Source organism: Streptomyces sp. JL2001 (genome assembly GCF_050917515.1).
Taxonomy (GTDB): Bacteria; Actinomycetota; Actinomycetes; order Streptomycetales; family Streptomycetaceae; genus Streptomyces.
On sequence record NZ_CP169421.1, the window covers coordinates 4988672 to 5012912 of the forward strand.

Here is a 24241-nt window from a genome sequence, read left to right on the forward strand (position 1 = left end):
CGGGCGAGGGCCGAAGACGGCACGAGGACGGGTGGGCCCGGCGCGGCGGGGCCCTTCGGTGCGGGCGCGAGGTCAGTACCGGCGGCTGCGGTTGCCCGGACGGTTCGCGACCCAGGTGCGGATGGTGTCCGGGTCCCAGTAGGGCTTGCCCGACTCCACATGGTCGGGCGGCGGAAGCAGTCCGTGCTTCCGGTAGGAGCGGACGGTGTCCGGCTGCACCTTGATGTGCGCGGCAATGTCCTTGTAGGACCAGAGCATTCTGTCCGTCATGCGGGCACCTCCCTGCGCGTCACGCAGCGGCGGCGGGGGTGCCGTTCGGGGGAGCTGCGGGCGCGCGCTGGCGATCACTGAGCCTGTGCCCGGTGAACGACACCCCCCGACCGGAGGAGAACGGCTGTTGAACGCCTGTGACGGAAAGCCCGCGTAATGGAGATATGTGTGACAACGGGGGGACGGATGTGACGTACGTGACGCGCGGTCATGTCACGTACCGAAAAGGCTTGTTCGAACCCGGTCAGGCTCCGCAGGAACGCAGGAAGCGGCGGGTGCGCACGGCGATCGGATAGGGCCGGTCCGGCTCGCACGGGTACATGTCCTGTTCGACGATGGCGAAGAGCTCCACGCCCAGCCCCTGCGCCGCCGCCAGAACCGGTTCGAGGGCGGGCACCCCGGCGGGCGGCTCGCACATCACCCCCCTTGCGACGGCCGGCCCGAAGGGCAGTTCCTCCGCCACCACCCCGGCGAGGACCTCCGGGTCGACCTGCTTGAGGTGGAGGTAGCCGATCCGCTCCCCGTACGTCTCGATCAGCTTCACGCTGTCGCCGCCGCAGTAGGCGTAGTGCCCGGTGTCCAGACAGAGGGCGACCAGGTCGGGATCGGTGGCGTCCAGGAAGCGCGCCACGTTCTCCTCGCTGTCGATGTGCGTGTCGGCGTGCGGGTGGACCACGATCCGCAGGCCGTAGCGCTCCCGGACCTCCTGGCCGAGCCGCTCGGTGAGGCCCGTCAGCTGCCGCCACTGCTCGGTGTCGAGCGTCCGGTCCTCCAGGACCGCGCCGGTCTTGTCGTCTCGCCAGAAGGACGGGATCACGACCAGGTGCTCCGCGCCCATGGCCTGGGCGAGGGAGGCGTTCTCGGCCACATGCGCCCAGGTCCTCTCCCAGACCGCGGGGCCGCGGTGCAGCCCGGTGAACACCGTCGCCGCGGACACCTTCAGTCCGCGCCGGGCCGTCTCGTCGGCCAGAAGCGCGGGGTCGGTGGGCAGATAGCCGTACGGCCCGAGTTCGATCCACGTGTAGCCGGCCCCCGCCACCTCGTCGAGGAAGCGCTGCCAGGGCACCTGCCGGGGATCGTCGGGGAACCAGACGCCCCAGGAATCGGGAGCGGAGCCGATGCGGATACGGGACAGTGGTGACGGCTTCGTCATGCGAGCCACCTTGACCGGGTCCGCGGAGCACCGTCAAGACGGTCGTCCGAATGTAAGGACATGGCGTTGACAGCGTTCCCGGCGGACGGCTAGACCTGGGTGCGGGGCCGAGGCGAGAGGTGACGTGCATGGAGACGGAGCCGGGGACCGCGCCGCGCCGGGGGCCGGACACCGAGCCGTACGACCTGATCACCATGGGACGCATCGGCGTGGACCTGTACCCCCTTCAGGTCGGGGTACCGCTGGCCCGGGTCGAGAGCTTCGGCAAGTTCCTCGGCGGCTCGCCCTCGAACGTCGCCGTCGCGGCCGCCCGGCTCGGCCGCCGCACGGCCGTCATCACCCGTACGGGCGCCGACCCTTTCGGGGACTACCTGCACCGCGAACTGCGTGCGTTCGGCGTGGACGACCGCTGGGTGACGCCCGTGACGGCGTACCCGACGCCGGTCACCTTCTGCGAGATCTTCCCGCCCGACGACTTCCCCATCCACTTCTACCGGCAGCCCAAGGCCCCGGATCTGGAGATCCACCCGCACGAGCTCGACCTCGCGGCGATCCGCTCCGCGCGCGCCTTCTGGGTGACGGGCACGGGCCTGAGCGCCGAGCCGAGCCGGGCCGCCACCCTCGCGGCGCTCCGGGAACGCGACCGCGCCGGCCTGACCGTCCTCGACCTGGACTGGCGTCCGGCGCTCTGGTCCGACCCCGCCGAGGCCGCCCCGCTCTACCGTGCGGCGCTCGGCGGGGCGACGGTGGCCGTCGGCAACCTCGACGAGTGCGAGATCGCGACGGGGGAGCGGGAGCCCGACGCCGCCGCCCGCGCCCTGCTCGACACGGGGGTGCGGATCGCGGTCGTGAAGCAGGGCCCGAAAGGAGTCCTCGCGCTCGCCGCGGACGGCGAACGGGCGGAGGTCCCGCCCCTGCCGGTCGAGGTGGTCAACGGGCTGGGTGCGGGCGACGCGTTCGGCGGGGCGCTCGCGCACGGCCTGCTCGCCGGCTGGGACCTGGAACGCACGATCCGCTGGGCCAACGCGGCCGGCGCGATCGTCGCGGGCCGCCTCGCCTGCTCCCCCGCGATGCCGTACGAGGACGAGATCGCCCGGGCCCTGGCCGCGGGCACCGCCTCGATCCCGGAACGGACGCCCCCCGCGCCCCACCCGGCCCCGCCGGACCACCCGGGCGGCACGGACGACCCGGGCCGCACGGACCATCCGGCCCCACCGGACCGGACGCCCCGCCCCGCCGCCTCGGGCCGCCAGGACCACCCGGCCCCGGCGGACCGCCCCGGCCACGCCACCCGCCCCGGCCACGCGAGCGACCCCGGCCACCCGCCCCGCCCCGACGGCCCGGAGCAGCGCCATGGCCGGTGACGGCACCACCCCCGCCGCCCCCGCGGGCCCGGCGGACGAGCCCGACGGCCCGTACCACCTGGCCGCCGCGCCCCGCCCGCCCGGCGCGTACCGCACGCCCCTCCCCACCCCGCTGTCCCCGTCGCCGTCGCCCCGACCGCGCGACCGCCGAGCCCCCGGCACCCTCCCCGGTCCCGGCGCGCGCGGCGCGACCGGCGGAGGCGTACCCGACCTCGACCGGCTCGTCACCCTGCGGGCCCACCACCCCGAGGCCGTCGCCGAAGCCGCCGCCCGCCGCCGCACCCGTCCCCTCCTGCGGGGCCGCGACCGGCTGCTGATCGTCGCCGCCGACCATCCCGCCCGCGGCTCGCTGGCCGTCGGCGACCGGCCGTACGCCATGGCCAACCGCGCCGATCTGCTGCGCCGCCTCTGCCTCGCCCTGTCCCGGCCCGGCGTCGACGGAGTCCTCGCCTCCGCCGACGTCCTCGACGACCTGCTGCTGCTCGGCGCCCTGGACGACCGTCTCGCCATCGGCTCGATGAACCGCGGCGGCCTCGCAGGTGCGTCCTTCGAGCTCGACGACCGCTTCACCGGCCACCGTCCCCAGGACCTCGCCCGCCTCGGCTTCGACGCCGGCAAGCTGCTCCTGCGCATCGACCCCGACGATCCCGGCTCGCTGCGCACCCTCCACTCCGCCGCCCGCGCCGTCGACGAGATGGCCGCCCTGCGGCTGCCCGTCTTCGTCGAACCCTTCCTCTGCCGGCGCGACGCGGCCGGGCTGCTCCACAACGACCTCTCCGCCGAGGCGGTCACCACCTCGCTCGCCGTCGCCTCCGGGCTCGGCGGCACCTCCGCCTACACCTGGCTCAAGGTCCCCGTCACCGACGACCCCGATGCCATGGCCCGCGTCATGGAGACCACCACCCTCCCCGCCGTCCTCCTCGGCGGCGACCCCGGGCCGGGACGGGACGCCCAGGAACAGGCGTACGAGAAATGGCGCGGCGCTCTGCGGCTGCCCACCGTCCGGGGCCTGGTCGTCGGCCGCACCCTGCTGTACCCGGCGGACGGCGATGTGGCCGGAGCCGTCGATACCGCGGCGAGTCTGCTGTAAGAAGGGGTAGGCACCGACCATGAACTCCTTGCACCTGCCCGCCGGGACCGCCTCCCGCGGGCCGTACGCCCTCCACGTCGACCCCGAACGGGCCGGCTGGGGGTACTCCGCACTGCGCGTCCTCGAACTCGCCCCGGGAGGCACCCACCTCCTGGACGCCGGGGAAAGCGAGTGGATCGTGCTTCCGCTCACCGGCGGCTGTACGGTGCAGATCGACGACGAGATCCTTGAACTACTGGGCCGCGAGAGCGTGTTCGACGGAGTCTCCGACTTCGCGTACGTGCCCCGCGACGCCCGTGCCCAGATCGCCTCCGGTGCGGGAGGCCGCTTCGCTTTGGCAGGAGCGAAGTGCGAGCGACGACTCCCCGCACGCTACGGCCCCGCGCCGGAGGTTCCCGTCGAGGCCCGCGGCAGCGGCAACCAGGCCCGCCGGGTCCGCAACTTCGCGGCGGCGGACGCCTTCGACTGCGACCGGCTGATCGCCGTCGAGGTGATCACCCCCGGCGGCAACTGGTCGTCCTACCCGCCGCACAAGCACGACGAGCACCGCCCCGGCCGGGAGTCCGAGCTGGAGGAGATCTACTACTACGAGATCCGCCGGTCCGGCGTCGGCTACCAGCGGATCTCCCCCTCCCGGCCCGGCGGCGCCGAGCTGCTCGCCGAGGTCGGCAGCGGCGACGCCGTGCTCGTTCCCGACGGCTGGCACGGCCCGTCGATCGCCCAGCCGGGACACGACATGTACTACCTCAACGTCATGGCGGGACCAGGGCCCGAGCGCGAGTGGAAGATCTGCTTCCACCCCGACCACGCGGAGGGATACCGGTGACCGTCCTCACCGTCGCCCAGGCGCTCGTGCGTTTCCTCGCCGCCCAGTACACCGAACGCGACGGCGAGCGGCGGCGGTTGATCGCCGCGACCTGGGGCATCTTCGGGCACGGCAACGTCGCCGGGATCGGCCAGGCCCTCGTCGAGTACGCCGACGACCCCGCCTGCCGGATGCCCTTCCACCAGGGCCGCAACGAGCAGGCCATGGTGCACGCCGCCGTCGGACACGCCCGCCAGTCGAACCGGCTCTCCGCCCACGCCGTGACCACCTCCATCGGCCCGGGCGCCACCAACCTCGTCACCGGCGCGGCCCTGGCCACCGTCAACCGGCTTCCCGTGCTGCTCCTGCCCGGCGACACCTTCGCCACCCGGCCCGCCGACCCCGTCCTCCAGCAGCTCGAAGTCCCCCACGCGGGCGATGTCTCGGTCAACGACTGCCTGCGCCCCGTCTCGGCGTACTTCGACCGCGTCACCCGCCCCGAGGCGCTGATCCCGGCCGCGCTCGCCGCGGCGCGCGTCCTCACCGACCCCGTCGCCACCGGCGCGGTCACCCTCGCACTGCCGCAGGACGTCCAGGCGCAGGCGTACGACTGGCCCGAGGAGTTCTTCGCCGAGCGGACCTGGACGGTCCGCCGGCCCCGCCCCGACACGGCCGAACTGGAAGCGGCCGTACGGGCGGTCAGGGCTGCGGAACGGCCGCTCGTCATCGCCGGCGGCGGCGTCAGGTACAGCGGCGCCGAGAGCGCCCTCCGGGCCTTCGCGGAACGGGCCCGCATGCCCGTCGCCGTCACCCAGGCCGGCAAGGGCGTCCTGCCGTACGACCACGTCTGCGAGGTCGGCGGCATCGGCCACACCGGCACCGGTACGGCCGACGCGCTCGCCCGCACCGCCGACCTGGTCATCGGCGTCGGCACCCGCTACACCGACTTCACCACCGCCTCCGGCACCCTCTTCCGTGCGGACGCCCGCTTCCTCAACCTGAACATCACCGGCTTCGACGCCCACAAGCAGAGCGCGCTGCCCCTCGTCGGCGACGCCCGCGAGTCGCTCGCCGCCCTGACCGAGGCCCTCGGCGACCACCCGCCGGGCGAGGTCCGGTGGGAGTCCGCCAAGCGGGACTGGCAGCAGCGGACCGACGCCGCGTACGCCACCCCCGACGAGGACGCCCGGCCCACGCAGACCCAGGTCCTCGGCGTACTCGACACCCTGGTCACCGGGGACGACATCCTGATCAACGCGGCCGGTTCGCTCCCGGGGGACCTGCACAAGCTCTGGCGTGTCCGCTCCACGGACCAGTACCACGTGGAGTACGGGTACTCCTGCATGGGCTACGAGATCCCGGCGGCGATCGGGGTCTCGCTCGCCGCGCCCGGCCGGCCCGTGTGGGCACTCGTCGGTGACGGTACGTATCTGATGAACCCCACCGAAATCGTCACGGCGGTCCAGGAAGGAGTCCCGATCAAGGTGGTCATCCTGCAGAACCACGGGTACGCGTCCATCGGCGGGCTCTCCGAGGCCGTCGGCGCGGAGCGGTTCGGCACGGCCTACCGCTACCGGGCCCCCGACGGCCGCTTCACCGGAGCGCCCCTCCCCGTCGACCTGGCCGCCAACGCGGCCTCCCTCGGCATGCGGGTGCTGCGTGCACACACCGTGCGTGACCTGCGACAAGCCCTCGCCGACGCCCGCGCGGCGACCGTCCCCACATGTGTCTACGTCGAGACCGAAACGGCAGACACAGTGTCGGGCCCGCCCCCCGCCCAGGCGTGGTGGGATGTGCCCGTGGCCGAGACCTCGACCCGCTCGTCGGCGGTCAAGGCCCGGGAGGAGTACGCCCGGCACGTCACCGCCCGACGCCGCCATCTCTGAAGGAGCAATTCGTCATGACGAAGACCGTCAACCACTGGATCGGTGGCAAGACCGTCGAGGGCACGTCGGGCAACTGGGGCCCGGTCACCGACCCGGCCACCGGCGCCGTCACCACGCAGGTCGCGCTGGCCTCGGTGGAGGAGGTCGACGCGGCGGTGGCCACCGCCAAGGCCGCCTTCGAGACGTGGGGCACGGCGTCCCTGGCCCAGCGCACCACCGTCCTCTTCAAGTTCCGCGCGCTGCTGGACGCCAACCGCGACGCGATCGCCGAGCTGATCACCGCCGAGCACGGCAAGGTGCACTCGGACGCGCTGGGCGAGGTGGCCCGCGGCCTGGAGATCGTCGACCTGGCCTGCGGCATCACCACCCAGCTCAAGGGCGAGCTGTCCACCCAGGTGTCGAACCGGGTGGACGTGGCGGCGATCCGCCAGCCCGTGGGCGTCGTCGCCGGCATCACGCCGTTCAACTTCCCGGCCATGGTGCCGATGTGGATGTTCCCCCTGGCCATCGCCTGCGGCAACACCTTCATCCTCAAGCCGAGCGAGAAGGACCCGTCCGCCTCGCTGAAGATCGCCGAGCTGCTCGCCGAGGCGGGCCTGCCGGACGGCGTCTTCAACGTCGTGCACGGCGACAAGGTGGCCGTCGACCGGCTCCTGGAGCACCCGGACGTCTCGGCGATCTCCTTCGTCGGCTCGACCCCGATCGCCCGCCACATCCACACCACCGCCTCGGCGCGGGGCAAGCGCGTCCAGGCGCTGGGCGGCGCGAAGAACCACATGCTGGTGCTGCCCGACGCGGACCTCGACGCGGCGGCCGACGCCGCGGTCTCGGCGGCGTACGGCTCCGCCGGCGAGCGCTGCATGGCGATCTCGGCCGTCGTCGCCGTCGGCCACATCGCCGACGAGCTGGTGGAGAAGATCCGCGAGCGCGCCGAGAAGATCAAGATCGGTCCCGGCAACGACCCGGCCTCCGAGATGGGCCCGCTCATCACGGCCGTCCACCGCGACAAGGTCGCCTCGTACGTGAAGGGCGCGGCGGACGAGGGCTGCGAGGTCGTCCTCGACGGCACCGGCCACACGGTCGAGGGCTACGAGGACGGCCACTGGATCGGCCTCTCGCTCCTGGACCACGTCCCCACCACCGCCAAGGCCTACCAGGACGAGATCTTCGGCCCGGTGCTGTGCGTGCTGCGCACCGAGACCTACGAGGAGGGCCTCGCCCTCATCAACGCCTCGCCGTTCGGCAACGGCACCGCGATCTTCACCCGCGACGGCGGCGCCGCCCGCCGCTTCCAGATGGAGGTCGAGGCCGGCATGGTCGGCGTGAACGTCCCGATCCCGGTCCCCGTCGGCTACCACTCCTTCGGTGGCTGGAAGGACTCGCTCTTCGGCGACCACCACATCTACGGCAACGACGGCGTCCACTTCTACACCCGCGGCAAGGTCGTCACGACCCGCTGGCCGGACCCGTCCGAGGCGCCCTCCGGCGTGGACCTGGGCTTCCCGCGCAACCACTGACGGACTCCCGGCGGGCCGGGGTCCGGATCCGCAAAACGACTGGCCCCCAGGGCGCGCGACGGCGCATCCTGGGGGCCATGTCCGTCCCTCCGAAGTACCAGATCCGCGCCCTGCACACCGAGTCGACGGTGACCGTCTACCAGGCGTACGACCCGTCCCTCGGACTCCCGGCCGCGCGCGACGGGCGCTTCCCGGCCGCGTGGAAGCGGGAGCGGATGACGTGGATCAAGCCGTCGTTCCTGTGGATGATGTACCGCTGCGGCTGGGGCCTGAAGGAGGGCCAGCAGACCGTCCTCGCCGTCGAGATCACCCACGCCGGCTTCGCCTGGGCCCTGCGCAACGCCTCCCTCTCCCACTACGTCCGGGGCGTCCACCCCGATCGCGACGCCTGGAGCCGCGGGCTGCGGCGGTCGCCGGCCCGGGTCCAGTGGGACCCCGAGCGCGACCTGCGGCTGGCCGCCCTGCCGTACCGCTCCCTCCAGCTGGGGCTCGCGGGGGAGGCGTCGCGCCGCTACGCGGACGAGTGGACGGTCGGCATCCGGGACGTCACCCCCCTCGCCCACCGGATCCACGCCCTCGTGCGGGCCGGCGAGCTCGACGCCGCCCGGGCGGAGCTGCCCGAGGAACGGCCCTACCCGGCCGGCTCCGAGCTCCTCGCCCACCTCGTCGCCGAGGAGCGCGCGTCCGATCGGGCCTGATCGGCAGGACACCTCCCAGCCGCCCGCGCGCCCGCGCGCGTCCCGCCCCGTCCTGCCCCGGCCGCCCCGCACCTCCCCGTGCCGCCGTACCCCGCCCCGCATACCGCGCCTGGTGTACGCGCGACGTGCGGCGTACCTCTCGGGGAGGCCGCCGACTTCCGCCTTCCGGCGGCCGTACCACCCCGGACGTCCGCCTAGGCTCGGACCCATGAAGCTCCGACTTCCCCGGTGGGCCGCGGTCACCGCCGCCCTCGCCGTGCTCGCGGGCGCCGGCACCTGGACCGCCGTCGCCTCGGACGACCCGTCCCCCGTGGACCGCGCGGACCAGGTGCTCGACGTGCCCGGGGCGCGGCTCGACACCTCGTACTTCACGGACGGCGGCGGAGGCCGTCGTCCCGCCGTCCTGCTCGCGCACGGCTTCGGCGGCTCCAAGGACGACGTGCGGGCCCAGGCGGAGAGGCTCGCCCGCGACGGGTACGCCGTCCTGACCTGGTCCGCGCGCGGCTTCGGCGCCTCCACCGGACGGATCGGGCTCAACGACCCCACGCACGAGGTCGAGGACGTCCGCAAGCTCGTCGACTGGCTCGCGCGCCGGCCCGAGGTGCGGCTGGACAAGGACGGCGATCCGCGCGTCGGGGTCACCGGCGTGTCCTACGGCGGCGCGATCTCGCTGCTCGCCGCCGGGTACGACCCGCGGGTCGACGCGATCGCCCCCCAGATGACGTACTGGAACCTGGCCGACGCGCTCTTCCCGGACGGTGTCTTCAAGAAGCTCTGGGCCGGGATCTTCTTCACCACGGGTTCCGCGACCGGCGGCCCCGCGACGGCCGTCCGGCCGCCCGGCGGTCAGCGGCCCGGCGGGACCGACGGAGCCGCGGGCCCCGACGCCGGCGACTGCGGACGGTTCACCCCCGAACTCTGCGCGCTGTACGAGCGCGTCGCCGTCGCGGGGAAGCCCGACACGGCCGCCCGCGCCCTCCTCGAGGCCCGCAGCCCCTCCGCCGTCGGGGACCGCATCAAGGTGCCCACGCTCATCGTGCAGGGGCAGACCGACTCCCTCTTCCCGCTGTCCCACGCCGACTCCATGGCCCGGACGATCGCCGCGGGCGGCGCCCCCGTCTCCGTCGACTGGATCGCGGGCGGCCACGACGGCGGCAACCGCGAGAGCGACCGGATCCAGAACCGGGTCACCGCCTGGTTCGACCGCCATCTGAAGGGCGACACCGACGCCGACACCGGTCCGGCCTTCCGCGTCAGCCGTACCGGGGGAGTCGACTCCACCGACGGCCGGGCCACACTGCGCGGCGCGACCGCCGACCGCTACCCGGGCCTCTCGGCGGGCGGACGCACCCTCGCCCTCGACCCCGGCCGGCCGCAGTCCTTCCGCAACCCGGCCGGCGCGGCCCCGCCCGCCGTCTCGGCCGTCCCCGGCATCGGTGGCGGACTCTCCCAGCTGTCCTCCCTCGGCGTCGGGCTCTCCCTCGACTTCCCCGGCCAGTACGCCGCCTTCGAGACGAAGCCGCAGTCCGGCCCGCTGCGGATCACCGGTTCGCCCACGGTGCGCGTGAAGGTCACCTCGGACAGCGCCGACGGGTCCGCCGTCCTCTTCACCAAGGTGTACGACGTCGGCCCCGACGGGCAGCAGCAGGTGCTGCCCGCCCAGCTCGTCGCGCCCGTACGGGTCGAGGACGCCCGGCAGGGCAGGACCGTCGCGCTGACGCTGCCGGCCGTCGACCACGAGGTCGAGGCCGGGCACCGGCTGCGGCTGGTGCTCTCGGCCACCGACCTCGGCTACGCCTCCCCGGCCGCCCCCGCCACGTACACGGTCGCGGTCGAGAGCGGGCTGACCGTGCCGACCGCTCCCGCCGTGACCACGCAGGCGGCCGGACTGCCCTGGTGGGTCTGGGGCCTGCCGCTCGCCGGTGCGGTGATCGCCGCAGCCCTGCTGCTCACCGCCCGCCGCCGGACCTCCGCACCCGCGCCGGACCCCGAACTCCTCTCCGTACCGCTGGAGATCACCGGACTGAGCAAGAAGTACGCGGGCGGCGACCGCTACAGCGTGCGGGACCTCTCCTTCCGCGTCGAACAGGGCCAGGTCCTCGGGCTGCTCGGGCCCAACGGCGCCGGCAAGACCACCACCCTGCGGATGCTCATGGGACTGATCACGCCCGACGAGGGCGAGATCCGGGTCTTCGGCCAGGCCATCCGGCCCGGCGCCCCGGTCCTCTCCCGGGTCGGCGCCTTCGTCGAGGGCGCGGGATTCCTGCCGCACCTGTCCGGGCGGGAGAACCTGGAGCTGTACTGGAAGGCCACCGGCCGTCCCGCCGAGGACGCCCACCTGGACGAGGCCCTGCGGATCGCGAACCTGGGCGGCGCCCTGGAGCGCGCCGTGCGGACCTACTCCCAGGGCATGCGGCAGCGGCTCGCGATCGCCCAGGCCATGCTCGGCCTGCCGGACCTGCTGATCCTCGACGAACCGACCAACGGACTCGACCCGCCCCAGATCCGCGAGATGCGGGACGTGATGATCCGCTACGCGGCCGGCGGCCGGACCGTCATCGTCTCCAGCCACCTGCTCGCCGAGGTCGAGCAGTCCTGCACCCACCTCGTGGTCATGGACCGCGGGCGGCTGGTGCAGGCCGGACCCGTCGCGGAGATCATCGGCGCGGGCGACATCCTGCTGGTGACCCTCGGCGACACCGTCCCCGACCCGCTCGTCGAGAAGATCGGAGCCCTGCCCGGGATCGGCGGCGCGGAGCGCTCCGCCGGCGGAGTCCTCGTCCGCCTCGACGGGGCGGACGCGACGGCCCTGATCGGGGAACTCGTCCGCCTCGACGTGCCCGTGACCGGTGTGGGACCGCACCGGCGCCTGGAGGACGCGTTCCTCACCCTCATCTCGGAAGGCTCGGCATGAGCACACTGCTGGAGACCGCGCCGGGCTACCGCGCCCGGCACACCCTGCCCTTGCGCGTCGAGGCCGTCCGGCAGCTCAAGCGCCGCCGCACCCTCGTCATGGGGGCGGTGCTCGCCGCCCTGCCCTTCGTCCTGATCATCGCCTTCGCGATCGGCGGCGGCCCGGACGGCAACGGCAACGGCCGGATCACGCTGATGGACACGGCGACCGAGTCCGCCGCGAACTTCGCCGCCACCTGCCTCTTCGTCTCGGCCGGTTTCCTCCTCGTGATCCCGGTGGCGCTGTTCTGCGGGGACACCGTGGCCTCCGAGGCGGGCTGGTCCTCGCTGCGCTACCTCCTGGCCGCACCCGTGCCCCGGGCCCGGCTGCTGTGGTCCAAGCTCACCGTGGCCCTCGGGTTCAGCGCCGCTGCGATGGTCCTGCTGCCGCTGGTCGCGCTGGCCGCCGGCACGGTCGCCTACGGCTGGGGGCCGCTGCGCCTGCCCACCGGCGGGTCCCTGCCGGCGGGGGACTCGCTGCCCCGGCTCGCCCTCGCGGTCGCGTTCATCTTCGTCTCCCAACTGGTCACCGCCGGACTGGCGTTCTGGCTCTCCACCCGGACCGACGCCCCGCTCGGCGCGGTCGGCGGCGCCGTCGGCCTGACGATCGTCGGCAACGTCCTGGACGCCGTGACCGCGCTCGGCGACTGGCGCGACTTCCTGCCCGCCCACTGGCAGTTCGCCTGGGCGGACGCGCTCCAGCCCCAGCTGGAGTGGGGCGGCATGGCGAAGGGGGCGGCGATCTCGGTGACCTACGCGCTGATCCTCTTCGCCCTGGCCTTCCGGGGATTCGCCCGCAAGGACATCGTGTCGTAGACCTCCCGGCCGGGACCGCGTCACAACCACCCCCTTCGAGCCGCTTCCGCACCCGCGCGGAAGCGGCTCGTCGTTCCCAGGGCCGCCATCAGCTCGCCCACCCGGCGGCTGTACGTGCGGCCCGACATCCCGAGACGGGCGGCGGCCGTCTCGTCCGTGAGCCCGGCGAGCAGCGCCTCCAGGACCGGACGGAGCTGCGGGGACAACTCGCCCGTCGGGGCGACGGCGCTCGTCAGCTCCTCGCCCGCGTCCCAACTGGCCCGGTGGGCACGGACCAGGGCCTGCACGACGACCGGATCACGGATCAGCAGCAGCCCGTTGTAGAGCAGCTCCAGATCGAGCGGGACCGCCGCCACCGTCCGGTCGACCACGATCAGCTTGAAGGGGATCGCGTCCGTGAGCCGGGCCCGGCCCGGGACCCGCTCCAGGCCCACCACCTGGGACAGGGCATGCCGGGGCACGATCCGTCTGACCTCGCACGCCCGCTCCGTCGCGGCCCGCATGCACGCTCCCGCCAACTCCAGGAACGGCTCGGGGATCGCACGGCCCGCGGAGGTGGTCGGGTCGTCGAAGGTCAGCAACTCGTGCCGGGTCGAGGCGGCCAGCGCCGCCAGCGCCGCGCTGACGCGCCGCACGCCGCGGACCGGACGGCCCGGCGGACGCTGCGCCTCCGGCGCGCCCCGGCTCACCGCCGAACGGGCCAGCGTCACGGAGCCCACGCGTTCTGCCACCGCTGACCACCCCCGCCGATCGATGTGCCACTCCATGTACGCATGTGACTCCGTACCGTGACAACCCCTGTTGGGCAGGATGGCGAATCCATGCCATGACCGTGCGCGCCGTCCGCCGTTGCCGCATCGAGATCCATCCGCAACCCCTTCGTCTGCTCCTCCGGGGCCTCTGGCGCGTCACATTCACAAGTGCACGCGACAGAGGGGGAGATGACATGAAGCAGCGTCGACGGATGGGGCTGGCCGCCGGACTGGTGCTCGTCGCACTGGTGTCGACCGGGTGCGGAGGCGGTACCTCCGCGGACCGGAGCTCCACCCGGGAGGGCGGGAACCGGGCGCCCGCCGTGCCCGACGGAGGCGCCAGGACGGACGCCGACACGTCCGAGGGCGAGCAGCGTTCCCGCCCGCCCGCTCCCGACTACCTCTCCACCTTCGCCCTGGACGTGGACACCGCCTCGTACGGCTACGCCCGCCGGACCCTGTCCGAGGGGCGGCTGCCGGACCCGGCGACCGTGCGGCCCGAGGAGTTCGTCAACAGCTTCCGGCCGGACTACCCCCGGCCGAAGGGCGACGGCTTCAGCGTGACGCTCGACGGCGCGAAGACGGGGGAGGACGGCTGGTCCCTCGTGCGCGTCGGACTCGCCACCCGCGCCACGGACCGCACGGGCGAACGCCCGCCGGCCGCCCTCACCTTCGTCGTCGACATCTCCGGATCGATGGCCGAGCCCGGCCGGCTCGACCTCGTCAAGACCTCGCTCGGCACCCTCACCGACCAGCTCCGCGACGACGACTCGGTGGCCCTCGTCACCTTCAGCGACGAGGCCGAGACCCGGCTGCCCATGACGCGCGTCGGCACCGGCCGCGACCGGATCCACCAGGTCGTCTCCGCCCTGGAGACCACGTCGTCCACCAACGTCGAGGCCGGCGTGCGCACGGGCTACGACGTCGCCGTCCGGGGGCGCCGCGCAGGTGCCACGAACCGGGTCGTGCTCCTCTCCGACGCCCTCGCCAACACCGGTGACACCGAGGCCCGGTCGATCCTGAACCGGATCGACGAGGCGCGCCGCACCCACGGCATCACCCTCTTCGGGGTCGGCGTCGGCAGCGAGTACGGCGACGCCTTCATGGAGCAGCTCGCCGACAAGGGCGACGGCAACACCACGTACGTCTCCACTCCCGAGCAGGCACGCAAGGTCTTCGTCGAGCAGCTTCCGGTCAACGTCGAGCTGCGGGCGCGCGACGCCAAGGCGCAGGTCGCCTTCGACCGGGCGACGGTCGAGCGGTTCCGGCTGATCGGGTACGAGAACCGGGCGGTCGCGGACGAGGACTTCCGCGACGACCGGGTCGACGGCGGCGAGGTCGGGGCCGGGCACACCGTCACCGCGCTCTACGCCGTGAAGACCCGCCCCGGCCGGACGGGCCGGCTGGCCACGGCCACGGTCCGCTGGCTCGACCCCAGGAGCCGCGCCCCGCACGAGCAGTCCGGCACCGTGGACACCGGCGTGCTCACCTCCTCGGTCTGGTCCGCCGGGCACGACAGCCTCCAGCTGACCGCCGTCGCCGCCTACTTCGCCGACCGGCTGCGCGGCGGCGACCTGCCCGGCGCCCCGCGCCTGTCGGCGCTCGCCGAGTACTCCGGAGCGATCGCCGACCGGTCGGGCTCGAAGGTCGTCAGGGAGCTGACGGAGTCGATCCGGCAGGCCGAGAAGCTGGGTCTGCCGGCCGCCGGGCCCTCCCGTGGCGCGGAATCGGAGGATCCGTACAGCGGATGATCCACAACGCCCGCGAGGTGGCCGTGAGGCCCGTCATGATGGGCCCATGGCCACCTTGCTGCTCGCTCTCGCCGTCGCGTCCACCGGCCTCTACGCCGGATTCATGGTGATCTTCCGCACCGGGATCATGCCCGCCCTCGCCCGGCTCGGCGACGCCGCGTTCGTCGACGCCATGCGGCGGATCAACGAGTACGTGCCCAGGGCGGTGTTCCTGGCGGTCTTCCTGGGCATCCTGGTCTTCCCCGTCGCGGCGTTCCTCGTGCCGGTGGACGGACGCAGCGACACCCAGAAATGGCTGATCCTCGCCGGACTGGTCTGCGCCGCCCTGAACCACCTGGTCACCGTCGCCGGCAACATCCCGCTGAACACCGCGCTGGCCGCCTCGGAGACCACGGGCGAGGACCCGGCCGCCGTCCGCGCCGCCTTCGAGAAGCGCTGGAACGGCTTCCACCTGATCCGCACGCTGCTCGTCACCGCGTCCTTCGGGCTGTTGATCGCCGCGTCCCTCACCTGACGCGCCCGCGCCGCCCGTCGGACAGGAGCTACGCGGGCAGTTCCGCGACCGTCGTGATGGCGGTGAACACCACCTGCCCGTCCTGGCGGCCGGTCACCCGGATCAGCCGCTCCGGGCCGCCCGGGTCGACCGCCTGCTCGGCCTCGATCCAGCAGGGGCTGCCGAACTCGGCGTAGTGATGGAACGCGGAATCCATCGCCACCGGCAGCGCCGTCCGGCCTGCGGGCGTCTGACCGTGCACGGCCTGGCGGGCCGCCTCCAGCAGGACCATGCCGGGGATGTGGTCGCCGGGGTGGTCGAAGAGCACCGGGTGGCGGGTGTCCACGCGCAGCTGCCAGCGGTTCGCGTGCCCGGTCGGGCTCAGCACCACGTCGGCGATCCGGTCCCGGCCGACGGTGCCCGGCTCCACCGGCACGGCGGGCGACACGGTCCCGGGCCGCGGGTCGGTGAGCCGGTCGCCGCGCAGCCGGCGGTAGACCTCGGGGCTGGTGCAGGTGTAGCGGGCGCTGCCGGTGGCGAGGACGCGGCCGCCCTGGCGGGCGACGACCTCGTAGCGCAGACCCGTGAGGCGCCCGGCCCGGCGCCGGATGTCGGAGCAGGTGACGTCGAGGCGCAGCTCCGCGGGGGCGCCGCCGACCTCCGTCAGACGCGGTTCCACGCGGTAGTTGAGCTCCCACATCAGGAACTGGTGGCCCAGGGGGACCTCGAAGCCCACATGGGCGACGATCGCGCCCACCTGACGGATCGTCTCCGCGGCCATCATCGGGTCGTAGTGGGTTCCCCCGACGGGCACGAAGAAGGAGTGCCCGCGCGGCCACTGGGCGTGGAAGGTGAAGCGGGTCTCGTCCGTCCGGCACCAGTCGGCGGTCAGCAACACCTCGGCGAGGGCGGCCCGGTGGACGTACTCGCGAGGCGCGGTCGTGGTGAGCGGACGGAAGGCCCCGTCGGCCGCGATGTCGGTCGGAGCGGGCGACTGCAGCATGGGAACCCTCGATCGGGGGAGCTTCTGAGCGGTTGTGGGACGACAAGCACCGCGGAAGATACGAACCCACGAGTCTGTTTCGCAAGGATTTCCGTAGGTGTCTGTCAGGTCGCCCCGGTCAGGCCGGCACCGCGTACCGGACACCCGGTGGGCCCGGAGAGATCGCCAGAACGGCAGATGTCCGACTGTTGGGACACCAGGGTTCACGATGGGGACGGCTTCGGGTATCTTCGCGCTGCCGGAAAATCTGTACCGCCGGGTTTGTTTCTCGGACGCCCGAGACGCCGGTCCGGGCGAACACGCCAGCACGCGCGCGGTTCGACCCCTGCCAACCGGCCCCTCGTCGGTCGTCCCTGGGAGCTTTCGTGGAACACCTGCGCCGGATATCCCTGGCCGCCGTCAACATCGACGGCGTCCTCCTGAACGACACCTTCAGTCCGGTCATCCACCACTTCGTCACCAGCCGCGGCGGGCACTACGACGCCGAGGTCGAACGGGAGATCTTCTCCCAGACCCGGCTGACCGCCGCCGCCGCGCTCGGCGCCGCCGCCGGCCTCGACTGGAGCCCCGAGCAGGTGCTCGCCGCCTACTTCGAGGAGCGGGCCGCCCATCTCGCCGAACATCCGCTGCGGCTGCTGCCCGGCGCCGGCGAACTGCTGCTGCGGCTGCGCGGGCTGGGGCTGCGGACGGTCTGCTACGGCGGGCTCGACAAGAGCCACTTCGACCGCCACCTGCACGAGCAGGCCGGGCTCTTCGACGGCCCCGGGTACATCTGCACCGACGAGGTCCGTCCCGGAGTGCGCGAGATCGTCGAGGAGTTCGGCCTGCGCCACGACGAGGTCCTCTTCATCGACGACGTCGCCCGCGTCGCCGAGGCGGCCAGGGAGCTGGGCGTTCCCTTCATCGGCCACCCCAGCGACTTCGCCCACGGTTTCCAGGGCGAACTGATGCGGAAGGCGGGGGTGCGGCACGTCGTGCGCTCGCTGGACGAGATCGACGAACCCCTGCTGCGCACCCTGGACGCCGAGGCCGCCGACGGTCGGCTCTGGGGCGAGTGAGCCCCACGTGACCCCCGGACCCGGAACCATCCGCGGGTCCGACATCGTGTTCCTGCCGAGAACGACGCCCCGCCGTGCGGCGTCGCCCACCCGACCTCCGAGGGAGACCACATTTCCATGAGCGCCGACCACCGACTGCTGACCGACAAGGTCGCCCTCATCACCGGAGCCAGCAGCGGGATCGGGGCCGCCGCGGCCCGGGTCTTCGCCCGCGAGGGCGCCCGCGTGGTGCTCACCGCCCGCCGTGAGGACCGGCTCAAGGCCCTGGTGGCCGAGCTGCGCGAGCAGGGCGCCGAGGCCGAGTACGTCGTGGCGGACATGACCCGCCGCGAGGACACCCGCGCCGCCGTGGCGCACGCGGTGGAGTCGTACGGCCGGCTCGACGTCGCCTTCAACAACGCGGGGTGGGGCACGGGCCGCGAGCCCCTGCACGAGATGGGCGACGAGCTCTACGACCGGATCATGGACGTCAACGTGCGCGGGGTGTGGAACTGCCTGCGCGACGAGATCGCCGCGATGCTGCCCACCGGCGGCGGGGCGATCGTCAACAACAGCAGCGTCGGGGGACTCCTCGCCACCCCGGTCGCCGCGCCCTACGTGGCCGCCAAGCACGCGGTCATCGGCCTGACCCGGGCCGCCGCCGCCGAGTACGCGGCCCAGGGCATACGGGTCAACTCGGTGGCGCCCGGGACCACCCGTACCGAGGTCGTCGCCGAGTGGTTCGCCGCGGTGCCCGGGACCGAGGAGGCGCTGCACGCCGCCACCCCGCAGCCGCGCACGGCGGAGCCGGAGGAGATCGCGGAGGCCGCCGCCTGGCTCTGCAGCGACCGGGCGTCGTTCGTGACCGGCGCGGTCATGCCGGTGGACGGTGGCTTCACGATGGTGTGAGCCTCGTACCGGACCGCATCATGAGGGGGGCGGAACGGTCGGCGGGCGGCTTCTTGTGGCCTCTGCACGTATCCGTCCATACTTGGTTTTTTCGACCGTGACGTGCGCGCAGGCACGGAGCGAGCCCGAGGCTCCCGCGGGGGCCTCGGGCGATGAGAGGGACGTGACCCCCAATGGCGAAGCAGGATCGCGCGATTCGGACGCGCCAGGCGATCTTGGAAGCGGCCGCCACCGTCTTCGACGAGCGTGGTTACGAAGCCGCGAAACTCACCGACATCCTCCAGCTGGCCCAGGTCACCAAAGGCGCGCTCTACTTCCACTTCGACTCGAAGGAGGACCTCGCGCACGCGGTGATCGACGCGCAGGTCTCGGCCGCCCCGATGCCGATGCCGCAGGTCTCCAAGCTGCAGGAGTTCGTCGACGTCGGCATGGTCTTCGCGCACCGGCTGACCCATGACGGACTGCTGCGCGGCAGTGTGCGCCTCACCCTCGACCAGGGCGGTCACGAGCTCAACCGCGGGGGGCCGTACCGGGAGTGGACCGAGTTGAGCCTGCGCATCCTCAACGAGGCCAAGGCGCGCGGGGAGCTGCTGCCCCACGCCGACCCGGAGGAGGTGGCCCCACTCATCGTGGGCTCGTACGCCGGGCTGAACCTGATGACGCAGGCGCTGGGCCACAACCGCTCCGCGATGGACCGGTGGGCCTCGGTGCTCTACCGCCACGTGCTGCCCAGCATCGCGGTGCCCGCCGTCCTGGCGACCCTCGACATGAAGCCGGGCCGGGGCGCCCGCGCGCTCGGCGCGGCGGAGTCGGCGGCCGGCTAGCCGGACCGGCGATGTCCGGACCCCTTCTTTTTCGTTGAAAACCATACCTACTTGCTGGTTTCCGCGCGGGAGTACGACCTCGTCGCCCGCCTGATCGCGGAGGAGCCCGGTCGAAAGCGTACCCGTGAGTCGGAGTACGGTCGCGCCGGGTATGCTTCCTCTCACTCTTTGCCGAGCCTTGATGGAGTCAGATCCTCGCAAACCAGGCATATCCCCTGGTTGTCGCGTCCTGGCATTCCATACCCAGCGGTTTCTTATTGACATGCCCCCGGGTCTCTTTTCTAATCGTCCCGTGCATGCCGCGCGTAGACACTGAGGGGGCAAAGTGGACGTCCGCATCCTGGGGGGACTCTCGGTGGCCGAGAACGGGGTGTCGATCACCCCGACCGCCGCCGCGCCGCGCCAGCTCCTCGCCCTGCTCGCGGCCCACGCCGACCAGGTCGTGCCGGTGACCGTCCTGATGGAGGAACTCTGGCCGTCCGGCGCCCCCCGCGGGGCGCGGGTCGAACTCCAGTCCCACATCCAGGATCTGCGGGCCCTGATCACCATGGCGCTGCGCGACGCCGAGCCGCGGACCGCGGCCACCGGCTGGCCGGAACGGCACACCGCCGACTCCGTGCTCGTCTCGCTGCCCGGCGGCTACCGCCTCGACACCGGCGGCGGATCCCACGACGCCTGGCAGTTCGAACGGGCGGCGGGAGCCGGCTACCGGGCCATGGAGGCCGGTGACCTCCAGCGGGCCGTACGGCGCCTCTCCGAAGCCCTCGCCCTCTGGCGTGGCACCCCCTACGCGGGGGTGGCCGCCGGGCCCCGGCTGCGTACCGAGATCGAACGCCTGGAGACCTCCCGGCTGAGCGTCCTCGACCAGTGGGCCGAGGCCCAGCTGGCCCTCGGCCGCCACTTCGAGATCATCGGCGAACTCGCCGAACTCGTCGCCCAGTACCGCACCGACGAACCCCTGCACGGCCAGTTCATGGTCGCGCTGCTCCGCTGCGGCCGGCAGGACGAGGCGCTGGAGGTCTACCAGCGGCTCTGCGAGGGCCTGAAGAAGAAGGCGGGGCGGGAGCCCTCGGCGCGGCTGCGCCGCCTCCAGCGGTCGATCCTGGCCATCCGGGACACGGCGCGCGCGGCCCGACCCCTGTTCGTGCCCGGTCCCTCCGCCCGCCCCCGGCTCGTACCGGCGGGGTTCTCCCTCTGACGCGGCGCCGGGCCGCCGCGCCGGACGGACATCCCGGACTCGGCCCGGGACCAAGGGAGTTCCGCCCTGCCGGCCGCCTCCGCCGGGGGATGCCCGGCCGGCCGGCGGAGGAGATACTGCACAGTGCCCGGGGCGGGCCCGCTCGGCGGTCGACGGCCCGCCACGACCCCGGGCCGACGGCCGGATCACACCGCCCGTGACCACCATCGACCGCCATCCCGGAGCTCGACCGGCTCCGGACGGCAGTAAGGGCTCCCTCGCGGCGCCCGATTGGCTCGACAACGGGGGTTGGGGCACATGTCCTTGCACGGCACGGCCGGAGGCACGGGCGCGGACGACGAAGGGGAGACCGGCGGTACCGACGCGCTCGCCGTCCTGGAACTACTGGCCCGGCAGGCACCGCCGAGCCGCTTCGAGGCACTGCTCCACGAGGCGCGGCGCGCGGGCATGGACGGTGCCGAACTGGGCCGGCTCCGACGGGCCGTACGGCTCGCCGCCGACATCGGCGCCACCCTGGAGCGCCGGGAACAGCGCGAGGCCGGACTCGCCACCCTCGTCGACACCGCCCGGGACCTGACCCTCCCGTACGACCTCGACACGCTGCTGCGCGTCATCGCCCGTCGCGCCGCCCGCCTGCTCGCCTGCGACACGGCCTGCGTCAGCCTGCGCGACGCGCACGGCCTCTCGTCCCACGTGCACACCGCCGAGGGCGGCCGCACCGGGCTCGCCGACGGCATCCTCGTCCCCGACGGCAGGGGCCTCGGCGCCCGCGCCCACGCCCACGGCGAACCGGCCTGGACCGCCGACTACCGCGTCGACGAGAGCTTTCCGCACTCCGAGGAGGTCGACGAACTCGTCCGCGCCGAGGGGCTGCACGCGGTCATCGCCGCCCCCCTGCGGGTCGGCGACACGACCGTCGGCGTGCTGTACGGAGCCGACCGCCGGGTCCGCCACTACACCCACGACGAGGTCGCGCTGATGTCCTCGCTGGCCGATCTGGCCGCCGTCGCGATCGAGAAGGCCGGCCTGCTCGACCAGACCCGGGCGGAGGTCACCGAACTGGAGCGGGACAGCTCCCGCGCGCGGACCCGCCTCACCCGCATGCGGCACGTCAGCGAGGCGCACAGCCGGATCATGAACCTCGTCCTGGCGGGCGGGGACCTGTGCAACGTGGCCACGGCGGCGGGCGACGCGCTCGACGGCACCGTGATGATCCGCGACCCCGGCGGCCGCAGCCTCGCCACCTGCGGCGACATCCCCGGCCTCGACGAGGAGGCGGTGGCCAAGGCGTCCCTCGACGCGCACGCCGGCCGACGGCCGGTGCTCGCCGGCGACAACACCTGGGTGGCACCGGTCATCGCGGGCTCCGAGGACCTCGGCGTCCTGGTCATCCGGGCCTCGACCGGACTGACCGGCGAGGACGAGCGGCTCCTCGAACTGGCCGCCCAGTCCGTCGCCTTCCTGCTGCTGATGCAGCGGTCCACCGCCGTCGCCGAGGGCCCCGTCCGCGACGAACTCCTCGACGACCTGCTCGCCGACCCCCAGCACGCCCCCCAGCAGATCACCCAGCGCGCCCGCCGCCTCGGCATCGACCTGCGCAAGCCCCACGTGCTGGTCGTCGCACGGCCGGAGGGCGGTGAGCAGGGCCGGGCGGTCGTGTGGGCGTCGTCGTACGCGTACCGCATGGCCGGGCTGAAGACCGTCCAGGGCGGCTGCATCGTCCTGCTGCTGCCCGGCGACGACGCCTCGGCGGCGGCCCGCGCGGTGTCCGGCGAGTTGTCCCCGCTGCTCGGGCACCCGGTCTCGGTCGGCGCGGCCGGTCCCGGCCACGGCCCGGACGGGGCCGCCCGGATGTTCGCGGAGGCCATGCGCTGCCTGGACGCGATGAGCGCCCTCGGCGGCGCCGGCTCGGCCGCGTCCGTGCGGGACCTGGGATTCCTCGGGCTGCTGCTCTCCGACGACCATGACGTGGACGGCTTCATCGACTCCGCGATCGGACCCGTACTGCACTACGACGCCGAACGGTTCACCGATCTGACCCGCACGCTGGAGGCGTACTTCGCCTCGGGCGGCAGCCCCACCAACGCGGCGGAGGCCCTGCACGTCCACCCCAACACCGTCTCGCGCCGGCTGGAACGGATCGGGGAACTCCTCGGCCCGCAGTGGCAGAAGCCGGGCCAGATCCTGGAGGTCCAGCTGGCTCTGCGCCTCCAGCGCACCCGCGCCGTCCTCGCCGGGCAGCGCGGCACGGACGAGCGGCCGGCACCCTGAGCGGTCCCCCGGCGGCGTGCGCCCGCCGGGGGGGGCGACGGGGAAGCCCCCGACGTCCGCCTTCCCGGCCGGCCGACCGGACACCCCTGGGCCCCTCGACGACATCCGAGCGGCGGGCCCAGGGGAGCCGGGCCGGTGACCGGCCGTGGGGAGCCGGTCGGGGGGAGGCGCCGCCGGTCGTGGGGGACCGGCGGTCGGAGGGATCCGGTCGCGGGGGACCGGCCGGGCCGTCAGCCCGCGGTGCGCGAGCCGTACACCGAGTCCCAGTCCGTCGCCAGGACCGTCGCCGCGTGCGCGGCCGACGCGAGCGTGATGTGACGATGCCAGCCGCGGAACGAACGGCCCACGAAGTCCCGCAGGCCCGCGCCCTCGCCGACCTCCGTGAAGTCCCGGGCGACCCGGCGCGTCAGCTTGGTCAGCCGCAGCAGCGAGCCGACCGTGGCGCCGGGCACGTCACTGATCCACAGCCGGGCCGGCGGCTGCTGCGGGTCGTCCCACTCGCCGAGCAGCGTCATCGGACGCATCCGCTCCCCCGCGGGGGTCGGCAGGACGACCCGGACCGCGGTCGCCAGGGACGTCCGCGAGGTCCGGGTGCCGGCCGCGGCGTCCACCCAGCTCACCGGTCGGCGCAGACCCTTGAGCGACTCCAGGATGTGCTGGGCGGGCAGCGGACCGGCACCGAATCCGGGCAGCGCGCGGTCCGCGATCGTGAGCCGGCAGCCCGGGCCGATCCGGGCGACGACCGGCAGCTCCGCGGCGGCCAGCCGGCCCAGCGCCGCACGTCCCGCGCCGCCCCGGATGTCGAGCACCACCGGTTTGCGGGTGACACCCTGCCAGCGGGCGGTGTCGAGGGCCGCCGCGACCGCGCACTCCTCCTGCGTCTCCTCGTGCGCCTCCTCCGGGACCTCCGCCCGGTCCCGCCGGGTCCGGTCCTTCACCCACGGATCGGGCAGGAAGAGACGCCAGTTGACCGGCACGCTCAGCTCCTCGGCGGCGAACCACACGCCGAACGCCTGCTGGCCGCGGAAGACCTGCCCCCGCTCGGGGTCGAAGCGGCGGTCCACGCCCACCGAGTGCTGCCCGGCCTTGGGTATCGGCATCGATCGCACGACCCACGCCTGCGGGCAGCTGACCTGCTCCATGAACCCGGCGAGCGCGGAACGCATCGGCCGCCAGTCCCAGGTGGAACTGGAGATGAAGTGGTGCAGGCTCTGCTCGGCGGCCGCGCCGCCGACGTGCGCGGCGATGTTGCGGATCGACTTGCGGCCCTGCGCGTTCAGCAGCCCCTGCAGGTACTGCGCGGCCTTCATCCGCTGGTCCCGGCGCGGGAAGCCCGAGAAGAGCGTGGCGCAGAGCTCGTCGTAGACGTCGTGGACATCGTCGGCCACCGCGTTCAGGTACGGCGCGCACTGCGGTCCGTGCCCGGTGCGGTGCCGGGGGCCCAGCGGGTCG

19 protein-coding genes and 1 pseudogene are annotated in these 24241 nt (G+C 73.6%); 15 read left to right on the forward strand and 5 right to left on the reverse strand.

Annotation, left to right across the window (positions count from 1 at the left end):
• Nucleotides 1–72: 72 nt before the first annotated feature.
• A complete protein-coding gene (locus tag ACE1OA_RS22235) occupies nucleotides 73–270 on the reverse strand; it encodes a helix-turn-helix transcriptional regulator (protein WP_384866722.1) in 198 nt (65 codons plus the stop codon).
• 244 nt (nucleotides 271–514) lie between these two features.
• Complete coding sequence (locus ACE1OA_RS22240; RefSeq protein WP_356598980.1) at nucleotides 515–1423, reverse strand: sugar phosphate isomerase/epimerase family protein; 909 nt, start codon at nucleotides 1421–1423, stop codon at nucleotides 515–517.
• A 128-nt stretch (nucleotides 1424–1551) separates the two neighbouring features.
• Here ACE1OA_RS22240 and iolC point away from each other — a divergent pair.
• The 8 genes and pseudogenes from iolC to ACE1OA_RS22280 all read left to right on the forward strand — a co-directional run.
• Nucleotides 1552–2544: pseudogene (gene iolC / locus ACE1OA_RS22245) on the forward strand (5-dehydro-2-deoxygluconokinase); the annotation flags it as partial.
• Nucleotides 2545–3016: 472 nt separating this feature from the next.
• Nucleotides 3017–3877 (forward strand): Cgl0159 family (beta/alpha)8-fold protein, encoded by an 861-nt coding sequence (locus ACE1OA_RS22250; protein ID WP_384866933.1) that lies wholly within the window; start codon nucleotides 3017–3019, stop codon nucleotides 3875–3877.
• A gap of 19 nt (nucleotides 3878–3896) precedes the next feature.
• Nucleotides 3897–4703: a 5-deoxy-glucuronate isomerase gene (iolB, locus tag ACE1OA_RS22255; RefSeq protein ID WP_356598974.1), complete on the forward strand. Its 807-nt coding sequence runs from the start codon at nucleotides 3897–3899 to the stop codon at nucleotides 4701–4703.
• A complete protein-coding gene (gene iolD, locus ACE1OA_RS22260) occupies nucleotides 4667–6568 on the forward strand; it encodes a 3D-(3,5/4)-trihydroxycyclohexane-1,2-dione acylhydrolase (decyclizing) (protein WP_432754087.1) in 1902 nt (633 codons plus the stop codon). Before iolB ends, iolD begins: the two co-directional genes overlap by 37 nt.
• A gap of 14 nt (nucleotides 6569–6582) precedes the next feature.
• On the forward strand, nucleotides 6583–8085 hold the full coding sequence (mmsA, locus tag ACE1OA_RS22265) for a CoA-acylating methylmalonate-semialdehyde dehydrogenase (protein ID WP_356598970.1): 1503 nt from the start codon (nucleotides 6583–6585) through the stop codon (nucleotides 8083–8085).
• A 77-nt stretch (nucleotides 8086–8162) separates the two neighbouring features.
• The gene (locus ACE1OA_RS22270) at nucleotides 8163–8783 is read left to right on the forward strand and encodes a DUF4291 domain-containing protein (protein ID WP_384866718.1); all 621 of its coding nucleotides are present in this window, start codon (nucleotides 8163–8165) and stop codon (nucleotides 8781–8783) included.
• Between the two features lie 208 nt (nucleotides 8784–8991).
• Nucleotides 8992–11697, forward strand: coding sequence for an alpha/beta fold hydrolase (locus tag ACE1OA_RS22275; protein ID WP_384866716.1), 2706 nt, complete (start codon nucleotides 8992–8994; stop codon nucleotides 11695–11697).
• Nucleotides 11694–12551, forward strand: a complete 858-nt coding sequence (locus tag ACE1OA_RS22280) for an ABC transporter permease (RefSeq protein WP_147978070.1) — start codon at nucleotides 11694–11696, stop codon at nucleotides 12549–12551. The genes ACE1OA_RS22275 and ACE1OA_RS22280 overlap by 4 nt, the downstream gene beginning before the upstream one ends.
• Before the next feature lie 20 nt (nucleotides 12552–12571).
• Here ACE1OA_RS22280 and ACE1OA_RS22285 read toward each other — a convergent pair whose 3' ends face one another.
• Nucleotides 12572–13282: a helix-turn-helix transcriptional regulator gene (locus ACE1OA_RS22285; protein WP_384866714.1), complete on the reverse strand. Its 711-nt coding sequence runs from the start codon at nucleotides 13280–13282 to the stop codon at nucleotides 12572–12574.
• Between the two features lie 215 nt (nucleotides 13283–13497).
• Between ACE1OA_RS22285 and ACE1OA_RS22290 the strand changes: the two genes are divergently transcribed.
• Together ACE1OA_RS22290 and ACE1OA_RS22295 are read left to right on the forward strand one after the other, a co-directional pair.
• Nucleotides 13498–15054, forward strand: coding sequence for a vWA domain-containing protein (locus ACE1OA_RS22290; RefSeq protein ID WP_384866712.1), 1557 nt, complete (start codon nucleotides 13498–13500; stop codon nucleotides 15052–15054).
• A gap of 46 nt (nucleotides 15055–15100) precedes the next feature.
• The gene (locus tag ACE1OA_RS22295) at nucleotides 15101–15568 is read left to right on the forward strand and encodes a DUF1772 domain-containing protein (RefSeq protein WP_384866710.1); all 468 of its coding nucleotides are present in this window, start codon (nucleotides 15101–15103) and stop codon (nucleotides 15566–15568) included.
• Between the two features lie 28 nt (nucleotides 15569–15596).
• Here the strand turns inward: ACE1OA_RS22295 and ACE1OA_RS22300 are convergent, their stop codons facing one another.
• A complete protein-coding gene (locus ACE1OA_RS22300) occupies nucleotides 15597–16550 on the reverse strand; it encodes a ScbA/BarX family gamma-butyrolactone biosynthesis protein (protein WP_384866708.1) in 954 nt (317 codons plus the stop codon).
• A 365-nt stretch (nucleotides 16551–16915) separates the two neighbouring features.
• Here ACE1OA_RS22300 and ACE1OA_RS22305 point away from each other — a divergent pair, with 365 nt between their 5' ends.
• The 5 genes from ACE1OA_RS22305 to ACE1OA_RS22325 all read left to right on the forward strand — a co-directional run bounded on the left by ACE1OA_RS22305 (nucleotide 16916) and on the right by ACE1OA_RS22325 (nucleotide 22789).
• Entirely contained in the window at nucleotides 16916–17608 is a 693-nt protein-coding gene (locus ACE1OA_RS22305; protein WP_384866706.1) for an HAD family hydrolase, read from the forward strand.
• Between the two features lie 117 nt (nucleotides 17609–17725).
• Nucleotides 17726–18496 (forward strand): glucose 1-dehydrogenase, encoded by a 771-nt coding sequence (locus ACE1OA_RS22310; RefSeq protein WP_356598954.1) that lies wholly within the window; start codon nucleotides 17726–17728, stop codon nucleotides 18494–18496.
• A gap of 173 nt (nucleotides 18497–18669) precedes the next feature.
• A complete protein-coding gene (locus ACE1OA_RS22315; protein WP_356598952.1) occupies nucleotides 18670–19320 on the forward strand; it encodes a ScbR family autoregulator-binding transcription factor in 651 nt (216 codons plus the stop codon).
• Nucleotides 19321–19645: 325 nt separating this feature from the next.
• A complete protein-coding gene (locus tag ACE1OA_RS22320; RefSeq protein WP_356598950.1) occupies nucleotides 19646–20518 on the forward strand; it encodes an AfsR/SARP family transcriptional regulator in 873 nt (290 codons plus the stop codon).
• Nucleotides 20519–20815: 297 nt separating this feature from the next.
• Nucleotides 20816–22789, forward strand: a complete 1974-nt coding sequence (locus ACE1OA_RS22325; RefSeq protein WP_432753266.1) for a helix-turn-helix domain-containing protein — start codon at nucleotides 20816–20818, stop codon at nucleotides 22787–22789.
• A 230-nt stretch (nucleotides 22790–23019) separates the two neighbouring features.
• Here the strand turns inward: ACE1OA_RS22325 and ACE1OA_RS22330 are convergent, their stop codons facing one another.
• Nucleotides 23020–24186 carry an IS701 family transposase gene (locus tag ACE1OA_RS22330; RefSeq protein ID WP_432754088.1) on the reverse strand — a complete coding sequence of 389 codons (1167 nt, stop codon included), beginning with the start codon at nucleotides 24184–24186 and terminating at the stop codon, nucleotides 23020–23022.
• Between the last annotated feature and the right edge of the window lie 55 nt (nucleotides 24187–24241).